Below are 24,169 nucleotides of genomic sequence, written 5' to 3'. Positions count from 1 at the left end.
CTGACCCCGGTTTCAGGAGGCCGGCGCGGCTTCGTCTTCAGGCGTGACCACGGCCGTGCGGGCGCTGGCCATGACGATGTTGAAGTCGTGGACGAAGGCGCGCAGCAGGTCGGCCAGGGCTTGCGGTTCGGCCCTGAGCCGGTCTTCCAGCGCTGTTGCGGTCCTGAACAGGTCGTTGGCCGACAGGTTGCCGGCCGCGCCGCGGATGCGGTGCACCAGGTCGGCCGCCCGCGCCAGGTCGCCGGCGTGGATAGCGTCGTGAATCTGCTGCAAGGTCGGTTCGAAGTCGTGGGCAAACAGGCCCAGCAGCTGTGACAGCAGCGCGCCGTGGCCGCCCAAGCGGTCCAGCGCCGCCTGCATGTCGATGCCGGCGCGCGGCGCCACCGCCGCCGGTGTCGTCGTCACCGTGCGCGCGGCTTTCTCGGCATCGGCCGCGTCGGCCGCCGCTTCCCGCTCCATATCCGGCTTGACCCAGGTTGCCAGCACCGCATACAGCGTGTCCGGGGCGATCGGCTTGGTGACGTAATCGTTCATGTCCATGTTCAGGCAGCGCTCCCGGTAGCCGGCCACCGCGTGCGCCGTCATGGCGATGATCGGCAGCGCGGCGTGGCGCTCGTCGCGGCGGATCAGCGCCGTGGCCTGGTAGCCGTCCATGTCCGGCATCTGGATGTCCATCAGCACCGCGTCGTAGGTGGCGGCGTTGACCATGCGCGCGCCTTCCTCGCCGCTGCCGGCCAGGTCGGCCTTGACGCCGGCGCGCTGCAGGATCTCGCTGGCCACCTGCTGGTTGATGGCGTTGTCGTCCACCACCAGCACGCGGGCGCCGCGGATGCGCTGGATCGCCAGCGACGGCGGGGCGCTGGTGGCCGTCATCTGCTGGCTGGCTTCCAGCCCCAGCGCCGCCAGGATGGCGTTGCGCAGCTGCTGCGGATTGGCCGGCTTGTCGAGGAAGGGCATGTGGCGCGTCTGCTCGATGACGTCCTTGTTATGCTCGCGCGCATAGGCCGTCACCATCAGCACCGCCGGCACCGCCGACAATTCGGCGTCCTCGGCGATGCGGCGCAGCGTGTCGAGACCATCGAAGTCCGGCATGTCGGCGTCGATCAGCAGCACGTCGTAGGGATCGAGCTGCATGGCGCCCACCGCCGCCGCGCCCGAGCCGACCGCGCGCGCCTTCAATCCCAGCAGGCCAAGCTGGATCTTCAGCATGTGGCGCGCCGCTTCGCTGTCGTCCACCACCAGCACCCGCTTGCCCTGCACGGCGGCCGGCACTGGCTGCACGCGCGGCGACTGCTCCAGCGCCGACTGCAGGTGCACGGTGAAACTGAAGCTGCTGCCGACGCCCGGTTCGCTGTCGACCTTGATGTCGCCGCCCATCTTGCGCACCAGCTGCTGCGAGATCGCCAGCCCCAGGCCGGTGCCGCCGTACAGCCGCGTGGTGCTGGCGTCGGCCTGGGCGAAGGCGCGGAACAGGCGCGCCTGCTGCTCTTCGCTGATGCCGAGGCCCGTGTCCTCCACCGTGAAGCGCAGCACCAGCGGCGCGCCCGGCATGACGCTGTGCTGGCCGCCGTCCAGCTCCACCCGCAGTTCGATATGGCCGCTGGCGGTGAACTTGAGCGCATTGCCGACCAGGTTGACCAGGATCTGGCCCAGCCGCAGCGGGTCGCCCAGCAGGTTGTTCGGCACCTCGGGGGCGGCGCCGATCACCAGTTCCAGCCCGCGTTCGGCGGCGCGCCACGCGAACAGGTCGGCGATCTGGTTCAGCGTGTCGGACAGGTCGAACGGCAGCGCCTCCAGTTCCAGCTTGCCGGATTCGATCTTGGAGAAGTCCAGCACGTCGTTAATAATTTGCAGCAGGCTCTGTCCGGCGCGGCTGATCTTGCGGAAGTAGTCCAGCGGCTGCGCCGGCAGGTCCAGGTGCGTGCCCAGGCCCGCGAAGCCGAGGATGGCGTTCATCGGGGTGCGGATCTCGTGGCTGATATTGGCCAGGAAGTCGCTCTTGGCGCGCGTGGCCGCTTCGGCGTTGGCGCGCGCCTTTTCGATCATGCGCAGGGCGCGCGCCTTCAGGTAGGCCGAGGTGAACGGCTCCTTCAGCGCCTTCAGCAGATCGAGGTCGCTGGCGGCGAAGCTGGCCTGGTACTGGTAGTTCTCGAAGATCAGGTAGCCCTCGACCTGGCCGTCGATCACCACCCGCACCGACAGCAGCGCACAGACGTCTCCCGGCAGCGAATGCGGATGGTGCACTTCGAAGATGTCCGGCGCGATCATGCAGTCGGCCGGCGCGTAGCGCAGTTCGGCCTGGCGCAGGTCGATGCGGTAGGCGTCGGCGGTGGCGTCGATGCGGCCCCACGCGGCGCGCAGGCTCAGGGTGTCGCTGCCCTGTTCGCGCACCAGCGCCAGTGCCGAATCGATGCCCTTGATGATGGTCGATTCGTGCAGGATGGTGTGCAGCAGGGCGTCGAAATCCATCTGCTCGTTGATGGTCTTGACGATGGCGTTCAGCTTCTCAAGATGCTGGGTGCGCGAGTAAACCAGCGCCTGCAAGGCTTCCTGCTTGCGGTGCAGGTGGTGCACGCGCCAGCGCACCAGCGCCCACGCCAGCCCGCAGATGACCAGGAAGTAGCCCAGCCACGCCCACCAGGTGTCGTGCCAGGCCGGCAGCACCACCACCCGCAGCGTCATTTCCTCGGCGTTCCACAGGCCTTCGCGGTTGCTGCCGCGCATGCGCAGGATGTAGGAGCCGGGCGGCAGGTGGCTGTAGGTGACGATGCGGCGGCTGGCGTCCACTTCGCTCCAGTGCTGGTCGTAGCCTTCCAGCAGGTAGGAATAGCGGTTGCGCTGCGGCGCCGAGTAGTCCAGCGCCGCCAGCTCCACTTCAAAGGTCTGGTTGTCTGGCTGCAGAACCAGCGTCGGGCCATCCTTGGCCGCCAGTTCGGCCGGCGCCACCGGGCGCTGGTCCAGCCGCACGGCGCTGACCACCAGCGGCGGGCGGTAGGCCCAGTCGATCAGGCGGCCCGGATAGACCACCGCCATGCCGGCCGTGGCGCCGAAGATCAGGTCGCGGTCCGCCGTCACCGTGCTGGCGCCGATGAAGAAGGTGCGGAAGGCCAGGCCGTCGGCGCGGCTCAGCGCGCGCGCCCGCAGCGTGCTGGAATCGATGACGGCGATGCTGTCGGGCGTCGCCGCCCAGATGCGGCCGGACGGATCGGATTGCAGTCCCATGATGGTGCCGGTGGCCAGGCCGGACGAGGGGCCGATGCGCTCGAACACCGGCTCGCCCAGCGCATCGCGCCCGGTCATCACGCCGATGCCGCCGCCGAAGCTGCCGACCCACAGCCGGCCGCGCCGGTCGATCACCAGGGAGCTGATCACCGCTTCCGACAGCGCCCCCGGTTTGCTGGAATTGGCCTTGATCTGTTCCACCTTGCCGCTTTCCGGGTCGAGCCGGTTCAAGCCGTTGCGGGTGGCGATCCACAGGCTGCCGTCCGCGTCCGGCACCACGGCGTGGATGCGGTTGTCGGTCAGACCGCCGCTTTCCTGCGCACCCTGTTCGTAGCGCTGCACGGCGCCGCTGTTCGGGTTGTAGCGCAGCAGGCCGTCGAAGGTGCCGAGCCACAGCTCGCCCTTGCGCGACAGCAGCGTGCCGACGCGCGGATAGGGATTTTGCATCGGCAGCGGCACGCGCCTGACCGCGCTGCCATGGCGGCTGGTGCGGTACAGGCCAAGCTGGGTGCCGATCCAGGCTTCGCCGGGTTCCGCTTCGGCCATCGACAGCACCATGCGGGTCGGCAGCGCGGTTTCCGGCTTGTGCGGATCGGGGCGCAGCGCGGCGCGGCGCGGGCCGTCGCGCGGCACGATGTCGATGCCATGGTCGGCCAGGCCGATCCAGACGTCGCCGCGGCTGTCGGTCATCAGGGCCGAGACGCTGGCTTCCAGCGCGTCCACGGCGCCGAACACCGAGTCGATGGCTTCGCTGTGCGGATCGTAGAGGTCGACGCCGCGCTCCGTGGTCAGCCAGATCATGCCGCTGCGGTCGCGCAGCAGGGCGGCGGTGCGGTCGTGACTGAGGCTGAACGACACCGCCGGCTGGTGCAGGATACGCGTGCTCAGATTGACGTCGGTGCGGTATTCGATCAAGCCGCCGCCGTAGGTGCTGGCCCACCAGGTGCCGGGCACGGTCTCGGTCACCGCCAGCACCATGTTCGCCTCGACGTCCTTGACGCCGCGCAGCGTGACGATGCGGCCGGCGTCGGCATGCGGTTCGACGATGCCGATGCCGCTCTTCAGCGTGCCGAAGGCGATCTGGCCGCGAATGTTTTCCCCGAGCGCCAGCACGGCGTCGCTCCAGGCGCCGGCGCCTTCGCCGCCGACCGGCACGCCGACGATGGTGCCGCCGGGCTTCATGCGCGACAGGCCGCTGGCGGTGCCGATCCACAGGTTGCCGGCGCGGTCCATCAGCAGGGCGCGGATCTGGTTGTCCGGCAGGCCGGGCGTGTCGTCGTGGCTGTAGCGGCGGATGGTCTTCTGGACGATGTCGTAGTATTTCAGGCCGGCCGGCGTGCCGATCCACAGATTGCCCTTGCTGTCGCTGGCGATGGCGCTGACCGGGCCGCGGCTCAATTCATCGTTGAGCCGCACGAAATGTTCGTTGTGTTTGTCGTACATGGCCAGGCCGGAGGCGGCGCTGCCGATCCACAGGCGGCCGCCGACATCGGTGTGCAGCACCTGGATAAAGTCGCCGGGCAGGCTGGCCGGATCGGCGGGGTCGTGATGGAAGCTGCGCACGCGATAGCCGTCCCAGCGCGCCAGGCCGCTCTGCGTGCCGATCCAGATATAGCCGTCGCCGTCCTGCGCCAGCGCCATGCCCACCGCGTGCGGCAGCCCCTGGTCCAGGCCCAGATGTTCGAACAGGGGCGTGGACAGCGCGGCCCAGCGCTCCTGACTGGCGCCGGCGCCGCCGCAGACGACCAGGCAGGCCGCCAGCGCAAGCATGGCCGCACGCAGCCAGCGCCAGGCCGCCGCCGGAACGTGCGTGATGGGGGCGTGATCGTTCAAATCGGGGCGCGCTCCTCTGTATGGTAGGCCAAGCATACGGAAATGCCGACTGAAAGTCCACGACTGCCAACGCGAATTCGCCCGCGCTTGTACAATCGCCACAAGCTAACCCGACTAGGTATTGATATGAAACCTGAACTTTTGGTATTGGCGGCCAGTCCATCGGCCGACGTGATGGCGCAACTGGCGCAGTATTTTGAATGCCACCACCTGTGGCAGCAGCCGCGCGAACAGCAGGCGGCCTGGCTGGCCGGCGTGGCGCCGAACGTGCGCGGCGTGCTGACCACCGGCGCTATCGGGATTAAAGCCGAGTTGCTGGCGCAATTGCCAAAAGTGGAAATCGTCGCGGTCAACGGCATCGGCACCGACGCGGTGGACCTGGCGGCGACGCGCGCGCGCGGCGTTGTTGTCACCAATACGCCGGGCGTGCTGACCGACGATGTGGCCGACCTGGCATTGACGCTGCTGCTGGCCGCCGCGCGCCGCCTGCCGGCGCTGGACACCTTCGTGCGTAACGGTTCGTGGGAGGCCGGCAAGCCGATCGCCAGCACCCGCGCCTTGCGCGGCAAGGTGTGCGGCATCTACGGTTTTGGCCGCATCGGCCAGGCGATCGGCGATCGCGCGCAGGCGTTCGGCATGACGTTGCAATACTTCCAGCCGCGCGCCATCGAGGGCACGCCGGTGCCGCGCGCCGATTCGCTGCTGGCCCTGGCCGAAGCCAGCGACTACCTGGTGGTGGCGGCGCCGGGCAGCCCGGCGACCCATCACACGGTGAATGCGGCGGTGCTGGCGGCGCTCGGCCCGCAGGGAACGCTGGTCAATATCGCCCGCGGTTCGCTGGTGGACGAGGACGCGATGATCGCCGCGCTGCGCGAGCACACGCTGGGCATGGCGGCGCTGGACGTCTTCGCCGACGAGCCGCGCGTGCCGGCCGCGCTGCGCGAACTGGAAAACGTGGTGCTGACGCCGCACATCGGCAGCCTGACGGTGGAAACACGGCACGCCATGGGCCAACTGGTGGTCGATAACCTGCGCGCGCATTTCGACGGCAAGCCGCTGCTGACACCTGTCGTTTAATCGTTTCATGAAGGCGCTATTTATTCGCCCAAGTCATTGAATATGCTATATTCACGTCATTAGAATCGTTTCATGGAACGTTTCATATGGCTGATATATTACACATATTGCGACTGGCGCGCGTGCTCTCCGGCGCCGACCTGCTGGTACGGCTGCAAAAAGACCGGCCGACGCTCAGCCGCGCCACCATGATGCGCATGGTGCGCGAGCTGGGCGATCAGATCGTGGTGCGCGGCGCCGCCCGCCGCACTAGCTATGCGGCGCGCCGTCCGCTGCGCGGCAGCACGGCGCCGATTCCCGTCTACCGCATCGACCGTACCGGACGCGGCGAGCAGATCGCCATGCTCGATCCGATCTATCCCGCTGGCTGCGCGCTGCGCTATCAACAGCCGTTCGAATGGCCGCTGGCGCCCGAGATGCGCGACGGCTGGTTCCCCGGCCTGCCATACCCGCTGGACGACATGCGGCCGCAGGGCTTCCTGGGCCGTAACTTCGCCCGCAACTACGCCAGCCTGCTGCAGGTGGGCGCCGATCCGCAGAAATGGCCGGAGGACGACATTCTCTACGTGCTGTCCAACCTGGGCGCGGACAGCGCCGGCAACTACATCATCGGCGACGCCGCCTATCGCCGTCACCTGGAAACCATGCAGCAAGGGCACGCGCTGCTGACCGAGCAGACCTACCCGCAACTGGCGGCAAGCGCCATGCAAGCCGGCGACGCCGGTTCCTCGGCCGGCGGCGAGTTCCCGAAATTTACCGCCTTCCGCGAGCATGGCGGCGAGCGCGCCCACGTCATCGTCAAATTCTCCGGCAACGACCAGACGCCGGGTGTGCAGCGCTGGTCGGACCTGCTGGTGTGCGAGCATCTGGCATTGCAAGCGGTGGCCGGCGAACTGGGACTGGCCGCCGCGCGCAGCCGCATCCACCGCGCCGACAATCGCACCTTCCTGGAAGTGGAGCGCTTCGACCGCCATGGCGAATTCGGCCGTTCCGCCGTCTGCAGCTGGGCCGCGCTGGACGCCGCCCTGTTCGGCATGGCGGGCGAAAACTGGAGCAGGGTGGCGGCGCGCATGCTGGCCGGCCGCTATATCAGCGCCGCCACCCATGCCGGCATCAACCGCCTGTGGCACTTCGGCCGGCTGATCGCCAACAGCGATATGCACGAGGGGAACCTGGCGTTTGTGCCGGGGGATGAAGGCCAGCCGCCATTGGCCCTGGCGCCGGCCTACGACATGCTGCCGATGCTGTACGCGCCGGCGCGCGGCGTCGAACTGCCGCTGCGCGAGTTTGCGCCGTCGCTGCCGCTGCCGCCCGAACGCGAAGACTGGCTGGCGGCGGCCGATGCGGCCATCGCCTTCTGGCGCGCGGCCGGCGCGGATGAGCGCATCAGTGCCGGCTTCCGCGCCACTTGCAAGGCTAATGGCAAGGAGTTGAAGCGTCTGCGGGCGCTGGTGGCGTAGGCGGGGTGGTGACGGGCAGCGGCAGCTGGGCGTAGCTCTTGACGCAGTTGCGGCCCGCGCGCTTGGCCGCGTACAGGGCCTCGTCGGCGCGGCTGTAGGCCAGTTCGAAGCTGGTGCCCTGGGCGTTCCAGCTGACGCCGACGCTGGCCGTGACCTGGCGGTTGATCGGCGCGCCGAACACCTGGTCGGCGATGGTGTCGCAGATGCGCGTGGCCACTTCCCTGGCTTCTTCCTGCGATGACGTCGGCCACACCACCGAGAACTCTTCGCCACCGACGCGGCCAATCGCCACGGTCGGCCCGAACAGCTGCTTCAGGCAATCGACCACGGTCTTGATCACGGTGTCGCCGGCCGGGTGGCCGAAGTCGTCGTTGATCCACTTGAAGTGATCGATATCGAGCACGATCAGCGCCATGTCGCCTTCGTCCAGGCAGCCCGAGGCCTGCTCGATGACGGCCGCGCGGTTCAAGGCGCCGCTCAGCGGATCGTGAGTGGCGCGGTATTCCAGCTGCTGCGCCAGTTCGTGCAGCTGGCGGTTCATCTGGTTCATGTCGAATTCGGCGCGGTCGCTGCGGCGGATCAGGCGGCGGCTCTCGCGCATCAGGCGCTCGTAGTGGACGATCATCTCGGCCAGCGCGGCGCGGGCGTCGGCGCGCGGATCGGCGTGGGCCGCCTTGGCATTGGCCAGGGCGGCGCTTTCCAGCGCAAACAGGTCGGCGTCGGCCGGGGGCTTCATCAGTTGCTCACGGCGTGGTCGTGGAAGTCCAGCGCGCCGAAATCGTCCTGCAGCTCCTGGCCGAATTCGAGGATGGTGTCGTCGTCCTCGTCGTGATACCAGTTCAGGCGCACCTGGTTGCCCGCCATGGCGGCGTTGTTCAGCGCTTCGAAGAAGGTGAACAGCATCTTGGTGCTGGAGCTGTTGAAGTAGGCCAGCGACACGTGCACGGTGATCTCGGCATCGGCGCAGCTGTCCAGGTAAGCCTGCACGCGCGCGATCACCGGGCCGTAGAAGGCGGCGGCGTTTTCCGGATAGGATTCGCCCTTGATCGACAGCGTGTGCTGGTCGAAGCGGAAATCGACTTCCGGCGAGGTCGGCGAGGCGGCGATGAAAAGTGGGTCCATTTTATAGTTCTCAGTATGTTCAGATAATCGCTTTGATGCAGAAGACCGTGGCTTCTGGATTGTGCTCGTCCTGCACGAATTCGAATTCCAGCGGTTCGCTGGCGTCGCGCGCCATGGTCAGGAAACCGAGGCCGGCGCCCTTGCTGTCGGCCGGCGTTTCGTCGCGCAGCGCCTTCTTGTAGGCGGATTTGATCTCTTCCATGCTCATGGTGTGCAGCGGTTCCAGGCGGTTGCGGATGTTTTCCGCGTTGGCGCTGTCGACCGGATTGGCGCACAGCAGGAAGAAGCTGTCATCCTTCATGCCGATGCAGAACGAGCCGCGCCGCATCTGGTTCTCGGTGGCTTCGTGCGGCGTCAGCGTGTCGGACGAGTAGTGCATGATGTTCTGCGACATTTCGACAAACGACGAGAAGATGCGGCGGCGCGTCGGCCCGGCGGCGCCGGCCGTGTCCAGGCGCGCCTTGATGGTCTCGGAAATGGCCGCCACCACGTGCTGCGAAAAATAGCCCACGTAGAAAAAGATGATGTGGCGCTTGCGGGCCACTTCATAAAAATCGCTGAATTCTTTGTACAACAAGTGATGCTCCTCTTAGGGGCGTAAGTTATGGCCGTAGGCAGAAAAAGGTGAGGTCGTCGCGGCGCGGCTGTTCGCCTTGCCACGCCTGGTAATCGTCCAGCATGGCCTGCGACACGTGGCGCGCGCATTCGGTGCGCTGTGCCAGCAGCACGTCGCGCATGCGGCGCTTGCCGTAGGCGATGTCCTTGGCGCCGCCGATCTGGTCGATCAGGCCATCGGTGGTGAGGAACAGCAGGCTGCCTTCCGGGATGGCGATGACCTTGTTGGTCCAGGCGTAGTCCAGCGGCGAGTCGACATAGCCGACGCCCATGCGCTCGCCGTCCACGGTCTGTACCGCCTGCTGGTCCGGGTCGAGCTGGAACAGCGACAGCTTGGCGCCGGCGAAGCGCAGCTGGCGCGTGGCGTTGTCGAACCACAGGAAGGCGGCGTCCATGCCGTCGTTGGACTCGGCTTGGCCGTGGCCCTCGACCTGACCCAGCATGCCCTTGACGCCGCGATTGACTTCGGCGATCAGCGCCGCCGGATCGCGCGGGCCCAGTTGCTGCAAGGCCTGGGTCAGCGTCGACGACGAAATCAGCGTCATGAACGCGCCCGGCACGCCGTGGCCGGTGCAGTCGGCGATGGCGGCGAACCAGCCGTCTTCATAGCGGGCGAAGTGGTAGAAGTCGCCGCCGACCACGTCGCGCGGCTGCCATTCGAGGTGGGCGTCGTCCAGCGCATCGGAGAGCGCCAGGTTGGACGGGCGCAGCAGCGAGCGCTGGATCACGCTGGCGTAGTCGATGCTGTGCATGATCTGGCGGTTTTTCTCGGCCTGCATATTGGCCACCACGTTCATCAGCTGCAGGCCGAAGCCGACGCCGGCCAGCGCGCCGTCCCTGGTGACGATGAAGCCGTCGGCCAGCGCCTTTTCACCGGATTCGACGGCGCGGAAGGTCAGCGCCTCGATGCTCATGCCGGCGTCGACGATCAGCGGTTCCTTGTCCATGAAGGCGATGCAGCTCTTCTTGCCGTACAGCTCGTGGTAGAAGGGCTTGGACATTTGCGACATGAAGATGTTGCGGCTGATCAGGCCGATCGGCCTGCCGCCTTCGATGACAGGCAGGCTCATCAGGTCTCGGCGCTCGGTGAACAGCTCCAGCACGGCAAAATTGGTGGTGTCGGACAGGACCGAGATCGTTTCCACGCACAAGTCGGCGGCGACGGACAGACGAAAACGGGGCAGGTGCAAACGAGAGGCATTGAATTCCACGGCGGGAACCTTTATCAACACTGAGTTTCTACATGCTAGCGGGCAATTGTTACACCCTCATTACATGTTAATCAAAAGAAAACTATGTTGCACATATTGCCGTGCGGTAACGATGGCGTCATATTGCGTGTGTAAATTGGTGAGAATTCGCGCTGAAGGCGCATTCTCCTGTAAAGAAACGCTATGAAATTCCCCCAATTGAATACCGGCATGCGTGTGGTGGCATCGTTTGCCGTGCTGTTGTTTGTGATGGCGTGCATGTCGATGGTGTCGTTGTGGCGGCTGCAGGCGGCCAACGACACGGCGTCCAACCTGGTCCACGAAAAGCTGGCGCGCCAGCAGATGACCTCGGAATTGCTGGGTGTGACCGAACTGAACGGCCTGCGCGCCATGTCGATCGGCCGCAGCGACAGCCTGGAAGTGTCGGACATCTTCCAGGCCCAGCTGACCGCCGGCGACAAGGTGGCCGCGGACATGGAGCGTAAGCTGATGGCGGCGCCGGCGGTGGGCGACGAGGCCGCGCTGCTGCGCGCGGCGGCGGGCCGGAAGGCGGCCTTTATGGCCTTGCGCGCCGAACTGTTCAAGTTCAAGGACAGTGGCCGCGTGCAGGAAGTGGGCGAGCTGCTGGACAACAAGTGGCCGGGCGTGTTCCTGGCCTACACCGGCGCGCTGGAAAAACTGCTGGCCTATCAGACGCAGCAGGCCAAGGCGCTGGCCGAGGCGTCCGCCAGCCAGTTCGAGCAGAGTCGCGCGCTGCTGATCGGCTTGGGTGTGGCGACGCTGGCGCTGGGCGCGGTGCTGGCCTTGCTGCTGACGCGCAGCATCGTGCGGCCGCTGACGCAGGCGGTGGCGCTGGCCGAGCAGGTGGCCGGCGGCGAGTTGCGGGTGGCGATCGCGCATGGTCGCAGCGACGAGATCGGCAAGCTGTTCGACGCACTCAGTCACATGACGGGGCGGCTGGCCGATACCGTCGGCCGCGTGCGCGACGGTGCGGTGGCGATCGACTCGGCATCGCGCGAAATCGCCAACGGCAATATGGACTTGTCGCGCCGCACCGAGCATCAGGCCGGCGCACTGGAGGAAACGGCGTCGGCGATGGAAGAGTTGACCTCGGCGGTCAGGCAGAACAGCGGGAACGCGCGTCAGGCCAACCAGCTGGCGCGTTCGGCCTCCGAGGTGGCGGGCAAGGGCGGGGCAGTGGTGGCAGAGGTGGTGCAGACCATGGCCAGCATCAACGAGTATGCGCACAAGATTGTCGATATCACCGGCGTGATCGACGGCATCGCTTTTCAGACCAATATCCTGGCGCTGAATGCGGCGGTGGAAGCGGCCCGCGCCGGCGAGCAGGGGCGCGGTTTCGCCGTGGTGGCGGGCGAGGTGCGCAGCCTGGCGCATCGCGCCGCCGAGGCGGCCAAGGAAATCAAGAAGCTGATCAACGATTCCGCCGAGCGGGTGGCCAGCGGCGCCGCGCTGGCCGAAACGGCTGGCGTGACGATGACGGAAATCGTCGCCAGCGTGCACAAGGTGACGGCGATTATCGGCGACATCAGCGCGGCCAGCGCCGAACAGGAGCATGGCATCCAGCAAGTGAATACCGCCATCACCGACATGGACGATGTAACCCAGCAGAACGCCGCGCTGGTGGAGGAGGCTGCCGCTGCGGCGGCGGCAATGCAGGATCAGGCGCGCGAGCTGGCGGAGCTGGTCGGGTCCTTCAAGCTGGAGCCGCAGCAGGCCGGCATCCAGCACCTGCCGCCGCGTGCCGCGCTGCCGGCGCCGGACGACCATTCGATGCGCCAGGCGGCCTGAGCGCCGTTACAAAAAGTGAGATTGCGCTTCTGCAAATGTTGTATAGTGGATCGTATGAAAAAGACATTTCTCCTTCTTTGCGGTCTCCTGGGCTGCGTGTCCGCCGCGCAGGCGGAGCGGAATGACAGCTTTCAAAAGACGGTGGTGCGCGCGCGCGACACCGCCGGCGACCTGGTGCGCAAGGTGACCACGCTGACCGGCCAGATCGAAATCCGCCGCGGCACGCTGCTGATCCAGGCCGAGCACGGCGTGTTGACGGAAGATGCACAGGGCTACCAGCACATCGTGCTCAGCACCTTGCCGGGAGAAAAGCCGGTGTTCTTCCGCCAGAAGCGCGACGGTGGCCAGAACCTGTGGATGGAAGGCGAGGCGCTGCAAGTCGAATATGACGAGAAGGCGGAGCTGGTCGACCTCAGCAACGACGCCAAGGTCCGCCGCACCGCCGATGCCGCGGTGACCGACGAGGTGATGGGCGAGCACATCCTCTACAAGTCGCGCGAGGAAAAGTATTTCGTCACCCAGTTGCCGGGCGATCGTCCGGCCGCCGACCGGCGCGGCGTCATGGTGTTGCAGCCAGCCCGTAAAGATCCGTTGATCTCTCCGTCATCGGCCACCGCATCCACCCATCAATAGGATGCGGCTCGGCATTGTAGTGACAGTCGCCGTGCTGGCAGGCGTTTGCCACGCCGCCTGGGCGGACGAGGCCGAACTGCGCAAGGCAGAGCAGGCCGTGCAGCAGGCCCGCGCCGCCAACTCCAATGAATTGCCGCGCCATTTACAGATGCTCGCGACGCAGCGCGCCTTCATGGGCGACGCCAACGGCGCCATTGCCGCTTTCGACGAGCAACCCGGACGCACGCCAAGCGCCGATGTCGATGATGTCAAACGACTCACAGCGGCTAAAGAAGAAGACGCCATCGAGGCGATCGTGCGCGAGGCCGGCAAGCACCAGATCGTGATCCTGAACGAAGCGCACCATGTGCCGCTGCACCGCGCCTTCGCCATGCGGCTGGCGCGTGAGCTGCGCCGTATCGGCTATACCTGGCTGGCCTGCGAGACTTTCGTCACGGCGCCGTTCAGGCAGGGCTACCTCGCCGTCCCGGATGGCTATTATTCGGGCGAGCCGGTGTTCGGCAATTTCCTGCGCGAGGCAGCGGCAGACGGCTGGCAGATGGTGCAGTACGAGCCGCTGGACGATACGCAGGCGGGCACCTTCGAGGAGCAGATCGGGCGGCGCGAGAGCGGGGAGGCACGCAATCTGGTGAGGCGTATTTTTGCCGGCCATCCCGACGCCAAGGTGTTTATCTATGTCGGCTACAGTCACGCCAAGGAGGTGCCGCGTTTCGGTGACAAGGGGCACGTCTGGATGGCGGCGCAACTGCGCCATCTGACCGGCCTGGACCCGCTGACCATCGACCAGACCGACATGATGGCGCACAGCGTGCAGACGGCGGAGCATCCTGTGTATGCTGCGGCGGTCAATCGCGCGCAGCGCACCTCGCCATTCGTGCTGCGCGCGCCGGACGGCGGCTACGAAGTATTCGGCCACTACCGCAATGCCATGGACATGCAGGTTGTGCATCCCAGATATGGCGACGACGCGGCCAGCGGTCGGCCCGCGTGGCTGCGTACCTTGGCCGGCTTTAAAGCGTTCGATGTGCCGGCAGCCATGCAGTCCACGCCGCATTTCGTCTACGCTTACCCGGCGGGCCAGCCGGACGACGCCGTTCCCGCCGATGTGGTCCGGATTGCGCCGGACAAGCCAATACCGAAATTCATGCTGCCGCAGGGCGACTACCGCTTCGTCGAGAAACCGTAAAGATGACCACCATATCGCTTCCCGATGAAATCCGCACGCAACGACTGACGCTGCGCGCGCCACGCCGTTCCGATGCGCCGGCCTTGTTCGCGGCCTACACACAAGATATCGACGTGGCACGCTACATGACGTGGCGACCGCACACGCAGCTGGCGCAAACCCAGGGCTTCATCGACTACTGCATCAAGGCGTGGGACGACGGCAGTTGCCGGCCCTACCTGCTGGTCCCGCATGACAATGACGACATCCCGATCGGCATGCTGGAAGCGCGCCTGCAACCGCGCACCATCGACCTCGGCTACGTTTTGCAGCGCAAATACTGGGGCGAGGGCCTGATGCCGGAAGCGATCGTCTCCTTCAATCAGCTGGCGCTCGCGTTGCCGGAATACTTCCGCATCCAGGCCACCTGCGATGTTGACAATGTAGCCTCCGCCCGCACGCTGGAAAAATCCGGCTTCCTCCGCGAAGGCCGGCTGGAGCGGCACACCGTCATCCCCAACCTGAGCGCCGAACCGCGGCCCTCGTTCATGTACGCCCGCTGCCGATGAGAATCACCCAGGCGGCTGCGTCCGACATGTCGGCGATCACCGATCTGTACGCCAAAGCAGGCTATGGCGCAGCCATCAATCCGTCGGACATGGTGATCGTGGCACATTCCGACGAACAACTGGTCGGCGTCGTACGCCTGTGTACAGAAGAAGGCGTAGCCGTCCTGCGCGGCATGCAGGTACGGTCGGCGTTTCAACGCCAGGGAATCGGCGCGCAACTGCTGCGTGCTTGCAAGCCATTCCTGGATCAGCATATCTCGTTCTGTCTGCCATATGCCCATCTGCTCGGCTTTTATGGTCAAGCCGGCTTTGAGACGGCAAACGAGGCGGACCTCCCGGATGTCCTCGCCCAACGCCTGTCTTCATACACCGCGCAAGGAAAAGACATCCTTGCGATGCGCCGGTTTCCGCATGGCGTCGCTGAGCAATCCACGCACCATTCGCTTCGCACGCTGGCGTAGCGATTGCGACAGCGACTTGTTCGTACTCGTGTAGTCCAATTCGTTTGCTAATAGATGCTGTAACGCGACGTGTTCATCAAGCCAGTCCAGTGCTTTTGAAGGCCAGTAGTCGGACAATGCGCTGTGCAATGTATATCCCAAAAGCCTCGTGAGCGGGAAGTGCTTGATATTTTCCGAATATTCCGGGCGAAGTCGCTTAGCATCGGCCAAGTGTTGGGTGAATTCTCCGGGCGTTAGTTCCAGCAAAATCATTAGAAGTACGCACCTCTCATCTGCGTCGAAATAGAGCGGTTCTTCTTCCCGAAGCTGCGTGCACCACCCGTTCACGACATGCACGCCGATTTTCTGCTGGTTGCGTTGGAACAGCCAATAATATGCATGCTGCTCAATTGCCGGTGGAGTTAATGCAACTTTCATGGCATTCCCCAATGATGCGACAGAAGTGCACCAGACCCGTTTCTTGATAAGGTCCCGCCGACGATGATCATGGAATTTGTGACCCCTATTGCCTCAGCCAATTGTTGATGTCCGGAGCCGCTTCCACGGGTCGTAAACGAATTCTACGCCTCCGAATTTAGGATAGTAATTCTTTAGGGCCGCCACTGAACAGGTGTCAGTGATAGCAATGATTCCAGACTTAGGACCGGAGCCGCCTGTTCCTGGCCAGCCTCTGGAATGTCTATTGGTTGTCATCGGTGGGCTGTCAGCTACGGAGTCGTTACCGGATTCTGACGGCGATCTCTTGCAGCGGCATTGATGTGGGCCGAACACGGGTAACGTGACAAAGGGTGAACATTGTGCGTCTGTAAAGGTTGTATAGTCTTCGAGCGAAAATTCTTTATGACTCTCTCAAAGAGGAAAAAAATGATTGTTTGGCGCGGGTATGGAATTTTGGTGCTGGTGTTTTCCTTCATTGGCTACGCCTTGGGAAAAGTGGGGGCCGAGCAGATTTGGGGCGCACCGCTGGCGCCGCACTATCGCCAGGGCGCCGAACTGGCCGGCATGCTGCTGGCCGCAGCCATCGTCTACGGCTTGCATCGCCTGATCGAGGCACGCCAGGCGCCACGCGCCTTCGTCGACAAGGCCACCGGCGAAGAGATTATCGTCAAGCCTCGCCACGATCTGTTTTTCATCCCGCTCAAAATCTGGCCATACATCCTGGCGCTGCTGGGCATCTGGTTCTTCTTCCAGAAATAAACACAAAACAGGGCGCTGTTTGCGACATGAACGGCGCGCCCTGGAGCGCATGATGGCCTGGTCACATCCGGATTCAGAGGCCATCATGGAAACCCAAACCACCCATCCCAGCAAGGAAGCCGTGCGCCGCCTGTTGCAGCAGCGCCGGGCCGATCACACGCCGCCGCCGACACCGGAACGCATCCGCGAACAACTGGGCTGGCATCTGCTCACCGACAACAAGCCGCATTCTCGATAGATTTTTTAAATCACTGCACTGCAACCGCTTCCACATGGTATAAAGTCAAGCTAATCAGCAATACTTTACGCCATGTCCAACGCCAGAACGCCGATCCGCACGCCGCCCATGTTCAACCTTGCGTGGCCGTTGCTGGTCGAACTGGGCCTGGCGATTGCCTCCAGCGTCATCGGCACCGCGCTGGCCTCGCGCATTTCGGACGAGGCGGGCGGCGCGTTCGCCATTGCCAGCCAGGTCTCGGCGGCGCTGTTCATTTTGTTCCGCATCATCGGCGCCGGCGTCAGCGTGGTGGTCACCCAGAATTTGGGCGGCGGCCAGCGCGCCGCCGCCAACCAGGTCGCCCGCGCTGTGGTCGGCGCCAGCACCTGGCTGGGCGCGGTCACCGGCCTGATCGCCATGCTCGGCGCGCACGGCCTGCTGCACCTGCTGAATACGCCCGCCGAGGTGCTGCCGATCGCCGCGCCGTTCCTGATCGCACTGGGGCCGGCCATGCTGTTCGATGCATGGAACGCGTCGATGGCGGGCGTGATGCGCGCGCACCTGCGCACGCGCGACACGCTGGCGGTGCTGGTCGTCATGCACGTCAGCCATCTGCTGCTGGCGCTGCCGCTGATGTATGGCTGGGGGCCATTCCCGGCGCTGGGCCTGCCCGGTTATGCGCTGGCGTTGACTGTCAGCCGCATGATCGGCCTGGCGCTGCACCTGCTGATGTGGCGCGTCCACCTTGGCATTACCGTGGCGCGCGACGACTGGTGGCGCCTGCCGCGCAAGGAACTGTCGGCGGTGCTGCATATCGGCCTGCCCGGTGCGGCCGAGAATATCGCGTGGCGGCTGGCCTTCATGGTCAGCGTGGCGACGGCGGCGGAACTCGGCGCCAAGGCGCTGGCCACGCAGGCCTATGTGCTGCAACTGATGGGCGGCGTCATGATGTTCAGCATCGCCACCGGGCTGGCGGTGGAAATCGTGGTCGGCTACCTGATCGGCGCCGGACAGTTGCGTGAAGCGCACCGTGTGGTCAAGCGCGCGCTGGCGCGCGGGCTGATTGTGTGCGTGCTGATCGCGGCCTGTGCGGCGCTGCTGGGCCAATGGCTGCTCGGCTGGTTCACGCAGGACCGCGAAATCCTGGCCGCCGGCGCCACGCTGCTGTGGATTACCGTGGTGCTGGAGCCGGGCCGCACCTTCAACCTGGTGGTGATCAACGCGCTGCGCGCAGCCGGCGACGCGCGCTTCCCGGTGATGGCCGGCGCCTTCTCGATGCTGTTCGTGCTGGCCGGCGGCAGCTGGCTGCTGGGCGTGGTGCTCGGCTGGGGCCTGCCCGGCGTGTGGGTCGCCTACGCCGCCGACGAATGGATACGCGGCCTGATCATGTGGCGCCGCTGGCAAACCCACGCCTGGGTGCCGCACGCGCGCACCTCGCGCAAGCGTCTGCGTTCACCCATCGTCATTGAAGGCTAGCCTCAGCCGGCGAGCTGGCGGTCAGCGATGGAAGTCCAGCTGGAAGCGGACAGGGCCAACCACCTGGACTTCGTGCTCAATCTGCGGCTCGACCACGCCGGGCAGATCCGGCGTCAGCAGCACTTCCTCCGCCAGTACGCGCGGATCGGTGATACGGTAGAGCAGGCTGCCTTCCAGGATGCGGATGCGCGCCCAGACGTCGCCGGCGGTGGTGTGGCCGCGCTGGATGGCTGCGGGAACAGTGTCCTGAGTGAAGACGGTGGTGCTTTTGTAGTGTGTGACTGTGTCAGGGATGGTTTTCATGATGAAGCTCCAAAAAAGCCATATTGCAGGCTGGTGGCGATGCGGCGCGCGACGGTCTGAAATTCCTGGGCATCGCCGGGCGCGAACAGGCGATTGGTGCTGGCGACAAACAGCTCCAGCCAGCGTTGGAAATGTGCTGGCGTGATGCCGCTGAGGAGCATGTGCTTGCCGAAGACGTTGCCCTGAAAGCCGCGCTGCCCGAGCATGACGGTGGACCAGAAATCCACCATGCGGGCCAGGTGCGGCGCCCAGTTGTCGCCGATGGCGGCGTCGAACACCGGGCCAAGCTCCGGATCGGCGCGCACGCCGTCGTAAAAATCGTGCACCAGGGTGACGATGGATTCGCAATTCAGTGGCAGGTGCGGCATGGCTTCTCAATGCAGAATTAAAGATATATGTGAAATACTACATTAAAATAAAAAAGTCTGCTTGGGAGAGTGGCAAGTCGCGACAAATCAGCGGCTGGATGCTGCTTTGAGCGCGGTGGGGAGATTGCGCGCGATTACGCGCAGCATTTCTTCGACGTCGATGGGTTTGGCGATGAAGTCGTTCATGCCGCAGGCGATGCACTGCTCGCGCTCGGAGGCCATCACGCCGGCCGTCATTGCCAGCACCGGCAGGTGCAGCTTCAGTTCATCGCGTATCCGGGTGGTGGCTTCGAAGCCGTCCATTTCCGGCATCTGCACATCCATCAGCACCAGGTCGTAGCGATGCGCCTCGGTGCGCAGATGGTCGACGGCGGCGCGGCCATTGTCGGCGGTCTCGATCACCGCGCCGGCGTGCCCCAGCATGGTGCTGGCCACCAGCTGGTTGACCGGATTATCCTCCACCAGCAGGATGCGCACGCCGTCCAGCCGCTGCACGGCGCTGTCAACCTCCGACAGCGGTGCGGCGTCCCTGGCGCCGGTCTGCTGCAGCGTCTCCGCCAGCCGCGCGCCGGTGACGGGCTTGAGCAGCACCGCGTCGGCCATCTGCGCGCCGTCCGTGTGCAGCAGCTTGCCCTGGCCGAAGGCGCTGATCATCAGGATCACCGGGGTTTTGGGGATGGTGGCGTCGGCGCGGATCGCCTGCATGGTGGACAGGCCACACATGCCGGGCATGTCCCAGTCGACCAGGATGCCGTCGTAGCGCGCGCCGTGGCCGCGCAGCAGGGCCAGCGCCTGTTCGCCGGTGCTGGCGCTGTCTGCGCTCCAGCCGCGCGCGCGGATCGAACGGCACAGGTAATCGGCGCTGATGTGGTCGTCGTCCACCACCAGCAGATGGTGCACGGCGCCGAGGCGCTCATGCGGCGCCTCGGCGCCTGTCTGCAACGGCACGGTGAGGATGAATTCGCTGCCGACGCCGGGCGTGCTGCGCACGTCGATGGCGCCGTCCATCAGCGCCGCGATACGGCGCGAGATGGCCAGTCCGAGGCCGGTGCCGCCGAAGCGGCGCGTCATCGATGCATCGGCCTGGGAAAAGGGCGCGAACAGCTGCGCCACGCGGTCGGCGGGAATGCCGATGCCGCTGTCGCGCACCGTGAAGCGCAGCGTGGCCGGCGCCTGCGCCAGCTCCACCAGCACCGCCACCGATCCCTTTTCAGTGAACTTGATGGCGTTGCCCACCAGGTTGATCAGCACCTGCTGCAGGCGGTGGCTATCGCCCACCAGCGCCTGCGGCACGCCCGGTTCGACGCCGATCGCCAGCTCCAGGTCCTTCTCGCCGGCGTTGACCGTCATGATGGTGGCGATCGCCTCCAGCATGGCGGACAGCTGGAACGGCGCCGGCGCCAGCTCCATGCGTCCGGCCTCGATCTTCGAGAAGTCCAGCACGTCGTTCAGGATGCTGAGCAGCGAGTTGCCCGACGAGCGTATCATCTCCACGTACTTCTGCTGCTCGGCCGACAGTGAGGTATTGCCGAGCAAATGCGCCATGCCCAGCACCGCGTTGAGCGGCGTGCGGATTTCATGGCTCATGTTGGCGACAAATTCGCTCTTGGCGCGGCTGGCCGCTTCGGCCTGGTCGCGCGCGGCGATCAGCGAGCTTTCCGACTGCCGCAGCGCGCCCGTCATCTGCCGCGCCAGCGCGGTGGCGTAGGCCTGGCGCGCCGTCAGCGCGCGCACCACGGCGAAGAACAGCAGGCTGATAATCACGCCGGCCAGCAGCACGATGTGCGACTTCTGGCGGTCGATGGAATCCTCGAACGCCGGCTGGGACGAGAAGCGCAGCGTCCACTGGTGATGCAGCAGGTCGAGCGACATGCTGCGCAGGTAGGGATTCGGATACTGCTGCGGATCGGCCGGCTCGCGTTCGCTGGCGAACAGCAGCGCGGCGGGATCGGGTTTGGCGCCGTCGAAAATCTCCACCCGCACCGTGCTGTCGGCGGGCGCCAGCAGGTCGTGCATCAACTCGTCGGCGCGGATCGGGCTGTAGGCGAAGCCCTGCAAGGCGGCCATGCGCTGTTCGGGGCTGGACTGTGGACCCAGCAGCACCTCCTTGCGGTAGACCGGGAAGTACATCAGGAAGCCCGGCAGGCCGGCGTTCTGCTCCTCCTGGACCAGCACCACCTTGGCCGTCACCGACGGCGAACCGCTGCGCGCCGCCTGCAACAGGGCCGCGCGGCGCGTCGGCTCGGACATCATGTCGTAGCCGAAGGCGCGCAGGTTGCGGCCGGCGAACGGTTCGATGTACAGCACCACCGCCGACATGCCGGGATCGGCGCCATGGCCGTTGTTCCAGATGGTGAAGTCCTCGTAGCCCTGGTTGCGGATATCCGCCTGCATCGCCGCGCGCTGGTCGGCGCGCAGGTAGACGCCATAGCCCAGTCCCATCACGCCGGGGAAGTTGTGTTCCAGGTCCATGCCTTCGGCGAAGTCGCGCCACTGGTCGCGGGTTGGCTGCTGCTGCGCCTTGAACAGCGCCTGGGCGCCGCGCAGGCCCGATTCGTAGAGCGTCATGCGGCGCGAGATGCGCTTGGCGATGTCCGCGCACTCCGCCTCGAACTGTTCCTGGGCGCGGCGTTCGGTGCTGGCGGCCAGCAGATGCCACACCGCCACCGTCAGGCCGACGCCGATCAGCAGCGTGCCCCATTGCGCGCCGATGAACTGCATCGCATGGTCGCCGACGCGCTTGCGCTCACTGGCGTCGGCGCACAGCACCATGGCGATCAGGCTGCACAGCATGATGAAGCTGACCAGCGCGATCAGCGCGTCGTTCAGTGTGCCGACCGCGAACGGTCCGAGGCCGTGGATGGTGCCCAGCACCGCGCTGCCCGCCGCCACCATGCAGATGGTGCTGGCGCCGCGCAGGCCATGGCGGAACGACGACCAGGCGATGGCCGGCACGAACAGATAGGGCAGCCATCCCAGGCCGTCATCATAGGAATAGCGGCGGCCAAAGACCATGTAGGACAGCGCCGCCAGCAGCACCAGCGACACGCCGATCTCCAGCGCGCCGCGCCAGCTCCAGCGCGGCCGGCGCCGCACGCACCAGACGATGATGGCGGGACCGACCAGCAGGATGCCGGCGCTGTCGCCGACCCACCAGGTCAGGGCGATGGCGCCGTGGGCGGCGGCCGGCGCCAGTCCGCTGTACACCAGCGTGGTGCTGCCGATGCCAGCGCTGACCATGCTCATGCCCATGGCCACCAGCGCGAAGCGGTAGACGTTCTGCTGCTGACCGATGGGCTGCTTGATGTCGAAATGGCGCCGCACCAGCCAGACGCCGGACATGGCTTCCAGCGTGTTGCCACCGGCGATCAGGGCGGAGGCCAGCAGCACGCCGCCGTGCAGCGACAGGCCGTTGGAATAGAAGGTGGCGAGGTTGGCGGCCAAGGCTCCCAAGAAGATAGCCGGCCAGGCGCGGTAACCCATCAGCAGCAGCGCGGCAAAGGCGATCCCGGAAGGTGGCCAGACCGGCGTCACATTCGTATGCGCGAACGCCAGCAGCAGGCTGGCGCGGGCAATCAGGGCGTAGCACAGCGTGAGCAGCACAAGCGCGCGCATGGCGAGGTTCTGTGGTTGTCAACGATGAGCCACTATAGCGTAAATATTGTCATAATGGTTTGGCATTCGGACCCGTAGCGGGGTATATTTTGTCATCCTGTTTATAGCGAGTTAACCTTGTCTCTGCCTTCCAACGATGCCCTGATCGTGGCTGCGTCGGTGGTGTTTGCCGCGCTGGTCGGCCTGCTGTCCCTGGTGAACAACGCGCGCCAGAACGCCAGGCGCGAAGCGGCCCAGCGCCGCAGCCTGGAAAGCGAACGGCGCACGCGCGTGCTGGCCGATACGCTGCCGCTGCTGATCGCCTACCTGGACCGCGATCTGCGCTACCGTTTCGCCAACGCCCATTACCACATGCTGTGGGGGCTGGAGCCGCAATCGATGCTGGGCAAGACCGTCAGCGAGGTATTTGGCGACGCGGCCGAGCCGTGGCTGGACGATTTGCGCATGGCGCTGGCCGGGCGTCGCTTGCATTACGAACGTGAATTCCAGGGCGTCGATGGCGTGCGCCACTTCCTGGTCGACCTGGTGCCGGACATGGGGCCGGACGGCAAGGTGGCCGGCTTCTATCTGACCGCGATGAACATCACGGACCGCAAGAACAGCGAGCAGCGCGCCGAGGCGGCCAGCCGCGCCAAGAGCGAATTCGTGGCGAACATGAGCCACGAGATCCGCACGCCGATGAACGCGGTGCTCGGCGTGGCCTACCTGCTGGAGAACACACCGCTGAGTCAGGCGCAAAAGGAATACGTGGGCATGATACGGTCGTCGGGCCAGGTGTTGCTGGGCATTCTGAACGACGTGCTGGACTTCTCCAAGATCGAGGCGGGGCGCATGGAGCTGGCGCCGCAGCCCTTCCTGCTGCGCGAGGTGCTTGAATCGCTGGCCAACGTGATGACGCTGCCGGCCAATGCGCGCGGCATCCGCCTGGATATCGGCGCCGACGATGACGTGCCGGCGGTGCTGGTGGGCGACGCCATGCGCTTGCAGCAGATCCTGATTAACCTGGTCGGCAACGCGGTCAAGTTCACGGAGCGCGGAAGCGTGTCGGTGCGGGTGGCGCGGGATGCCGACCGCAAGCGCCTGCGCTTTGCGGTGCGCGACACCGGCATCGGCATGGATCTGGAACAGCAAAGCCGCCTGTTCTCGGCGTTTAACCAGGCCGACGCCTCGACCACGCGGCGTTTCGGCGGCACCGGGCTGGGATTGACCATCTGCCGCCGGCTGGCGGAACTGATGGGCGGCGACATTTCGGTCAACAGCACGCCTGGCGCCGGCAGCGAGTTTGTGGTGACGCTGCCATTCGACGTCGCCGAGGAAGCGCAACCGCAGCGGCCCGAGCCTGCGGCGTCGCCGGCCTTGCGTCCGCGCCTGCAGGGACTGCGCCTGCTGCTGGTGGAAGACCATCCGCTGAACCAGCTGGTGGCGCGCGGCATGCTGGAACATGCGGGCGCCCAGGTGGACATCGCCGAAAACGGCCAGCTCGCGGTGGACCGCCTGCGCGAGCGCGCCGCCGACTACGACATCGTGCTGATGGACGTGCAGATGCCGGTAATGGACGGCTACGAAGCCACGCGCCAGATCCGGCACCGCCTTAACCTGCAACTGCCGGTGCTGGCCATGACGGCCGGCGTGATGAAGGCCGAGCAGGACCAGTGCATCGACGCCGGCATGAACGATTTCATCGCCAAACCGGTGGATGTGGAGCAGATGCTGGACATCATTTCGCGCCATTGGGATGCAATTCGCTCCCGCCAGGCGCATTTCGTCGCACCGCCGCACGACGACCTGGGGCTGCCGATAAAGTGACTTCACACTT

At 65.7% G+C, this 24,169-nt stretch carries 20 protein-coding genes; 11 read left to right on the top strand and 9 right to left on the bottom strand.

Features of this window, described 5'->3' with window-relative positions; all coding sequences use genetic code 11:
* Positions 1–12: 12 nt before the first annotated feature.
* Complete coding sequence (locus GJ698_RS02800) at positions 13–5,055, bottom strand: hybrid sensor histidine kinase/response regulator (RefSeq protein WP_229259799.1); 5,043 nt, start codon at positions 5,053–5,055, stop codon at positions 13–15.
* A 126-nt stretch (positions 5,056–5,181) separates the two neighbouring features.
* Between GJ698_RS02800 and GJ698_RS02795 the strand changes: the two genes are divergently transcribed.
* Together GJ698_RS02795 and yjjJ are read left to right on the top strand one after the other, a co-directional pair.
* Positions 5,182–6,132, top strand: coding sequence for a 2-hydroxyacid dehydrogenase (locus GJ698_RS02795; RefSeq protein ID WP_154356044.1), 951 nt, complete (start codon positions 5,182–5,184; stop codon positions 6,130–6,132).
* Positions 6,133–6,218: 86 nt separating this feature from the next.
* Entirely contained in the window at positions 6,219–7,592 is a 1,374-nt protein-coding gene (gene yjjJ, locus GJ698_RS02790; RefSeq protein ID WP_154356043.1) for a type II toxin-antitoxin system HipA family toxin YjjJ, read from the top strand.
* On the opposite strand, the gene GJ698_RS02785 is transcribed toward yjjJ, so the two are convergent.
* Genes GJ698_RS02785 through GJ698_RS02770 form a run of 4 tightly spaced genes read right to left on the bottom strand, consistent with a single transcriptional unit; the run spans position 7,549 to position 10,480 of the window.
* Positions 7,549–8,328, bottom strand: a complete 780-nt coding sequence (locus GJ698_RS02785; RefSeq protein WP_154356042.1) for a GGDEF domain-containing protein — start codon at positions 8,326–8,328, stop codon at positions 7,549–7,551. The genes yjjJ and GJ698_RS02785 overlap by 44 nt on opposite strands.
* Entirely contained in the window at positions 8,328–8,714 is a 387-nt protein-coding gene (locus tag GJ698_RS02780; protein ID WP_154356041.1) for a DUF1987 domain-containing protein, read from the bottom strand. Before GJ698_RS02780 ends, GJ698_RS02785 begins: the two co-directional genes overlap by 1 nt.
* A gap of 19 nt (positions 8,715–8,733) precedes the next feature.
* Positions 8,734–9,291: a SiaB family protein kinase gene (locus tag GJ698_RS02775; protein ID WP_154356040.1), complete on the bottom strand. Its 558-nt coding sequence runs from the start codon at positions 9,289–9,291 to the stop codon at positions 8,734–8,736.
* Positions 9,292–9,316: 25 nt separating this feature from the next.
* Complete coding sequence (locus tag GJ698_RS02770; protein WP_229259830.1) at positions 9,317–10,480, bottom strand: SpoIIE family protein phosphatase; 1,164 nt, start codon at positions 10,478–10,480, stop codon at positions 9,317–9,319.
* 243 nt (positions 10,481–10,723) lie between these two features.
* Here GJ698_RS02770 and GJ698_RS02765 point away from each other — a divergent pair, with 243 nt between their 5' ends.
* From GJ698_RS02765 to GJ698_RS02745, 5 genes are read left to right on the top strand one after another with little or no spacing between them, the layout of a single operon-like run.
* Positions 10,724–12,349: a methyl-accepting chemotaxis protein gene (locus tag GJ698_RS02765; protein WP_154356038.1), complete on the top strand. Its 1,626-nt coding sequence runs from the start codon at positions 10,724–10,726 to the stop codon at positions 12,347–12,349.
* A 54-nt stretch (positions 12,350–12,403) separates the two neighbouring features.
* Complete coding sequence (gene lptA, locus GJ698_RS02760; RefSeq protein ID WP_154356037.1) at positions 12,404–12,982, top strand: lipopolysaccharide transport periplasmic protein LptA; 579 nt, start codon at positions 12,404–12,406, stop codon at positions 12,980–12,982.
* Between the two features lie 19 nt (positions 12,983–13,001).
* Entirely contained in the window at positions 13,002–14,168 is a 1,167-nt protein-coding gene (locus GJ698_RS02755; protein WP_154356036.1) for a hypothetical protein, read from the top strand.
* 2 nt (positions 14,169–14,170) lie between these two features.
* Positions 14,171–14,716, top strand: a complete 546-nt coding sequence (locus GJ698_RS02750; RefSeq protein WP_154356035.1) for a GNAT family N-acetyltransferase — start codon at positions 14,171–14,173, stop codon at positions 14,714–14,716.
* Between the two features lie 26 nt (positions 14,717–14,742).
* Positions 14,743–15,177: a GNAT family N-acetyltransferase gene (locus tag GJ698_RS02745; RefSeq protein WP_166454791.1), complete on the top strand. Its 435-nt coding sequence runs from the start codon at positions 14,743–14,745 to the stop codon at positions 15,175–15,177.
* Here the strand turns inward: GJ698_RS02745 and GJ698_RS02740 are convergent.
* Positions 15,079–15,594, bottom strand: a complete 516-nt coding sequence (locus tag GJ698_RS02740; protein WP_154356033.1) for a hypothetical protein — start codon at positions 15,592–15,594, stop codon at positions 15,079–15,081. The genes GJ698_RS02745 and GJ698_RS02740 overlap by 99 nt on opposite strands.
* Positions 15,595–16,077: 483 nt before the next feature.
* Here GJ698_RS02740 and GJ698_RS02735 point away from each other — a divergent pair, with 483 nt between their 5' ends.
* The 3 genes from GJ698_RS02735 (at position 16,078) to GJ698_RS02730 (ending at position 18,067) form a co-directional block, all read left to right on the top strand.
* A complete protein-coding gene (locus GJ698_RS02735; RefSeq protein ID WP_154356032.1) occupies positions 16,078–16,374 on the top strand; it encodes an aldo-keto reductase family protein in 297 nt (98 codons plus the stop codon).
* A gap of 85 nt (positions 16,375–16,459) precedes the next feature.
* A complete protein-coding gene (locus GJ698_RS30435) occupies positions 16,460–16,612 on the top strand; it encodes a hypothetical protein (protein WP_166454790.1) in 153 nt (50 codons plus the stop codon).
* A gap of 72 nt (positions 16,613–16,684) precedes the next feature.
* Positions 16,685–18,067, top strand: coding sequence for an MATE family efflux transporter (locus GJ698_RS02730; RefSeq protein WP_154356031.1), 1,383 nt, complete (start codon positions 16,685–16,687; stop codon positions 18,065–18,067).
* Positions 18,068–18,088: 21 nt separating this feature from the next.
* Here the strand turns inward: GJ698_RS02730 and GJ698_RS02725 are convergent, their stop codons facing one another.
* The 3 genes from GJ698_RS02725 to GJ698_RS02715 all read right to left on the bottom strand — a co-directional run bounded on the left by GJ698_RS02725 (position 18,089) and on the right by GJ698_RS02715 (position 22,353).
* Positions 18,089–18,370, bottom strand: coding sequence for a TehB family protein (locus tag GJ698_RS02725; protein ID WP_154356030.1), 282 nt, complete (start codon positions 18,368–18,370; stop codon positions 18,089–18,091).
* On the bottom strand, positions 18,367–18,738 hold the full coding sequence (locus GJ698_RS02720) for a group III truncated hemoglobin (protein ID WP_154356029.1): 372 nt from the start codon (positions 18,736–18,738) through the stop codon (positions 18,367–18,369). Before GJ698_RS02720 ends, GJ698_RS02725 begins: the two co-directional genes overlap by 4 nt.
* Positions 18,739–18,825: 87 nt before the next feature.
* Positions 18,826–22,353, bottom strand: a complete 3,528-nt coding sequence (locus tag GJ698_RS02715) for a CHASE domain-containing protein (RefSeq protein ID WP_154356028.1) — start codon at positions 22,351–22,353, stop codon at positions 18,826–18,828.
* 117 nt (positions 22,354–22,470) lie between these two features.
* Here GJ698_RS02715 and GJ698_RS02710 point away from each other — a divergent pair, with 117 nt between their 5' ends.
* Positions 22,471–24,159 carry a PAS domain-containing hybrid sensor histidine kinase/response regulator gene (locus tag GJ698_RS02710; RefSeq protein WP_154356027.1) on the top strand — a complete coding sequence of 563 codons (1,689 nt, stop codon included), beginning with the start codon at positions 22,471–22,473 and terminating at the stop codon, positions 24,157–24,159.
* Positions 24,160–24,169: the final 10 nt, after the last annotated feature.

The organism is Duganella aquatilis (assembly GCF_009674565.1).
Lineage (GTDB): Bacteria > Pseudomonadota > Gammaproteobacteria > Burkholderiales > Burkholderiaceae_D > Rugamonas > Rugamonas aquatilis.
Note: the sequence above shows the minus strand (reverse complement) of the source record. Positions and strands in the feature narration are given on the sequence as shown.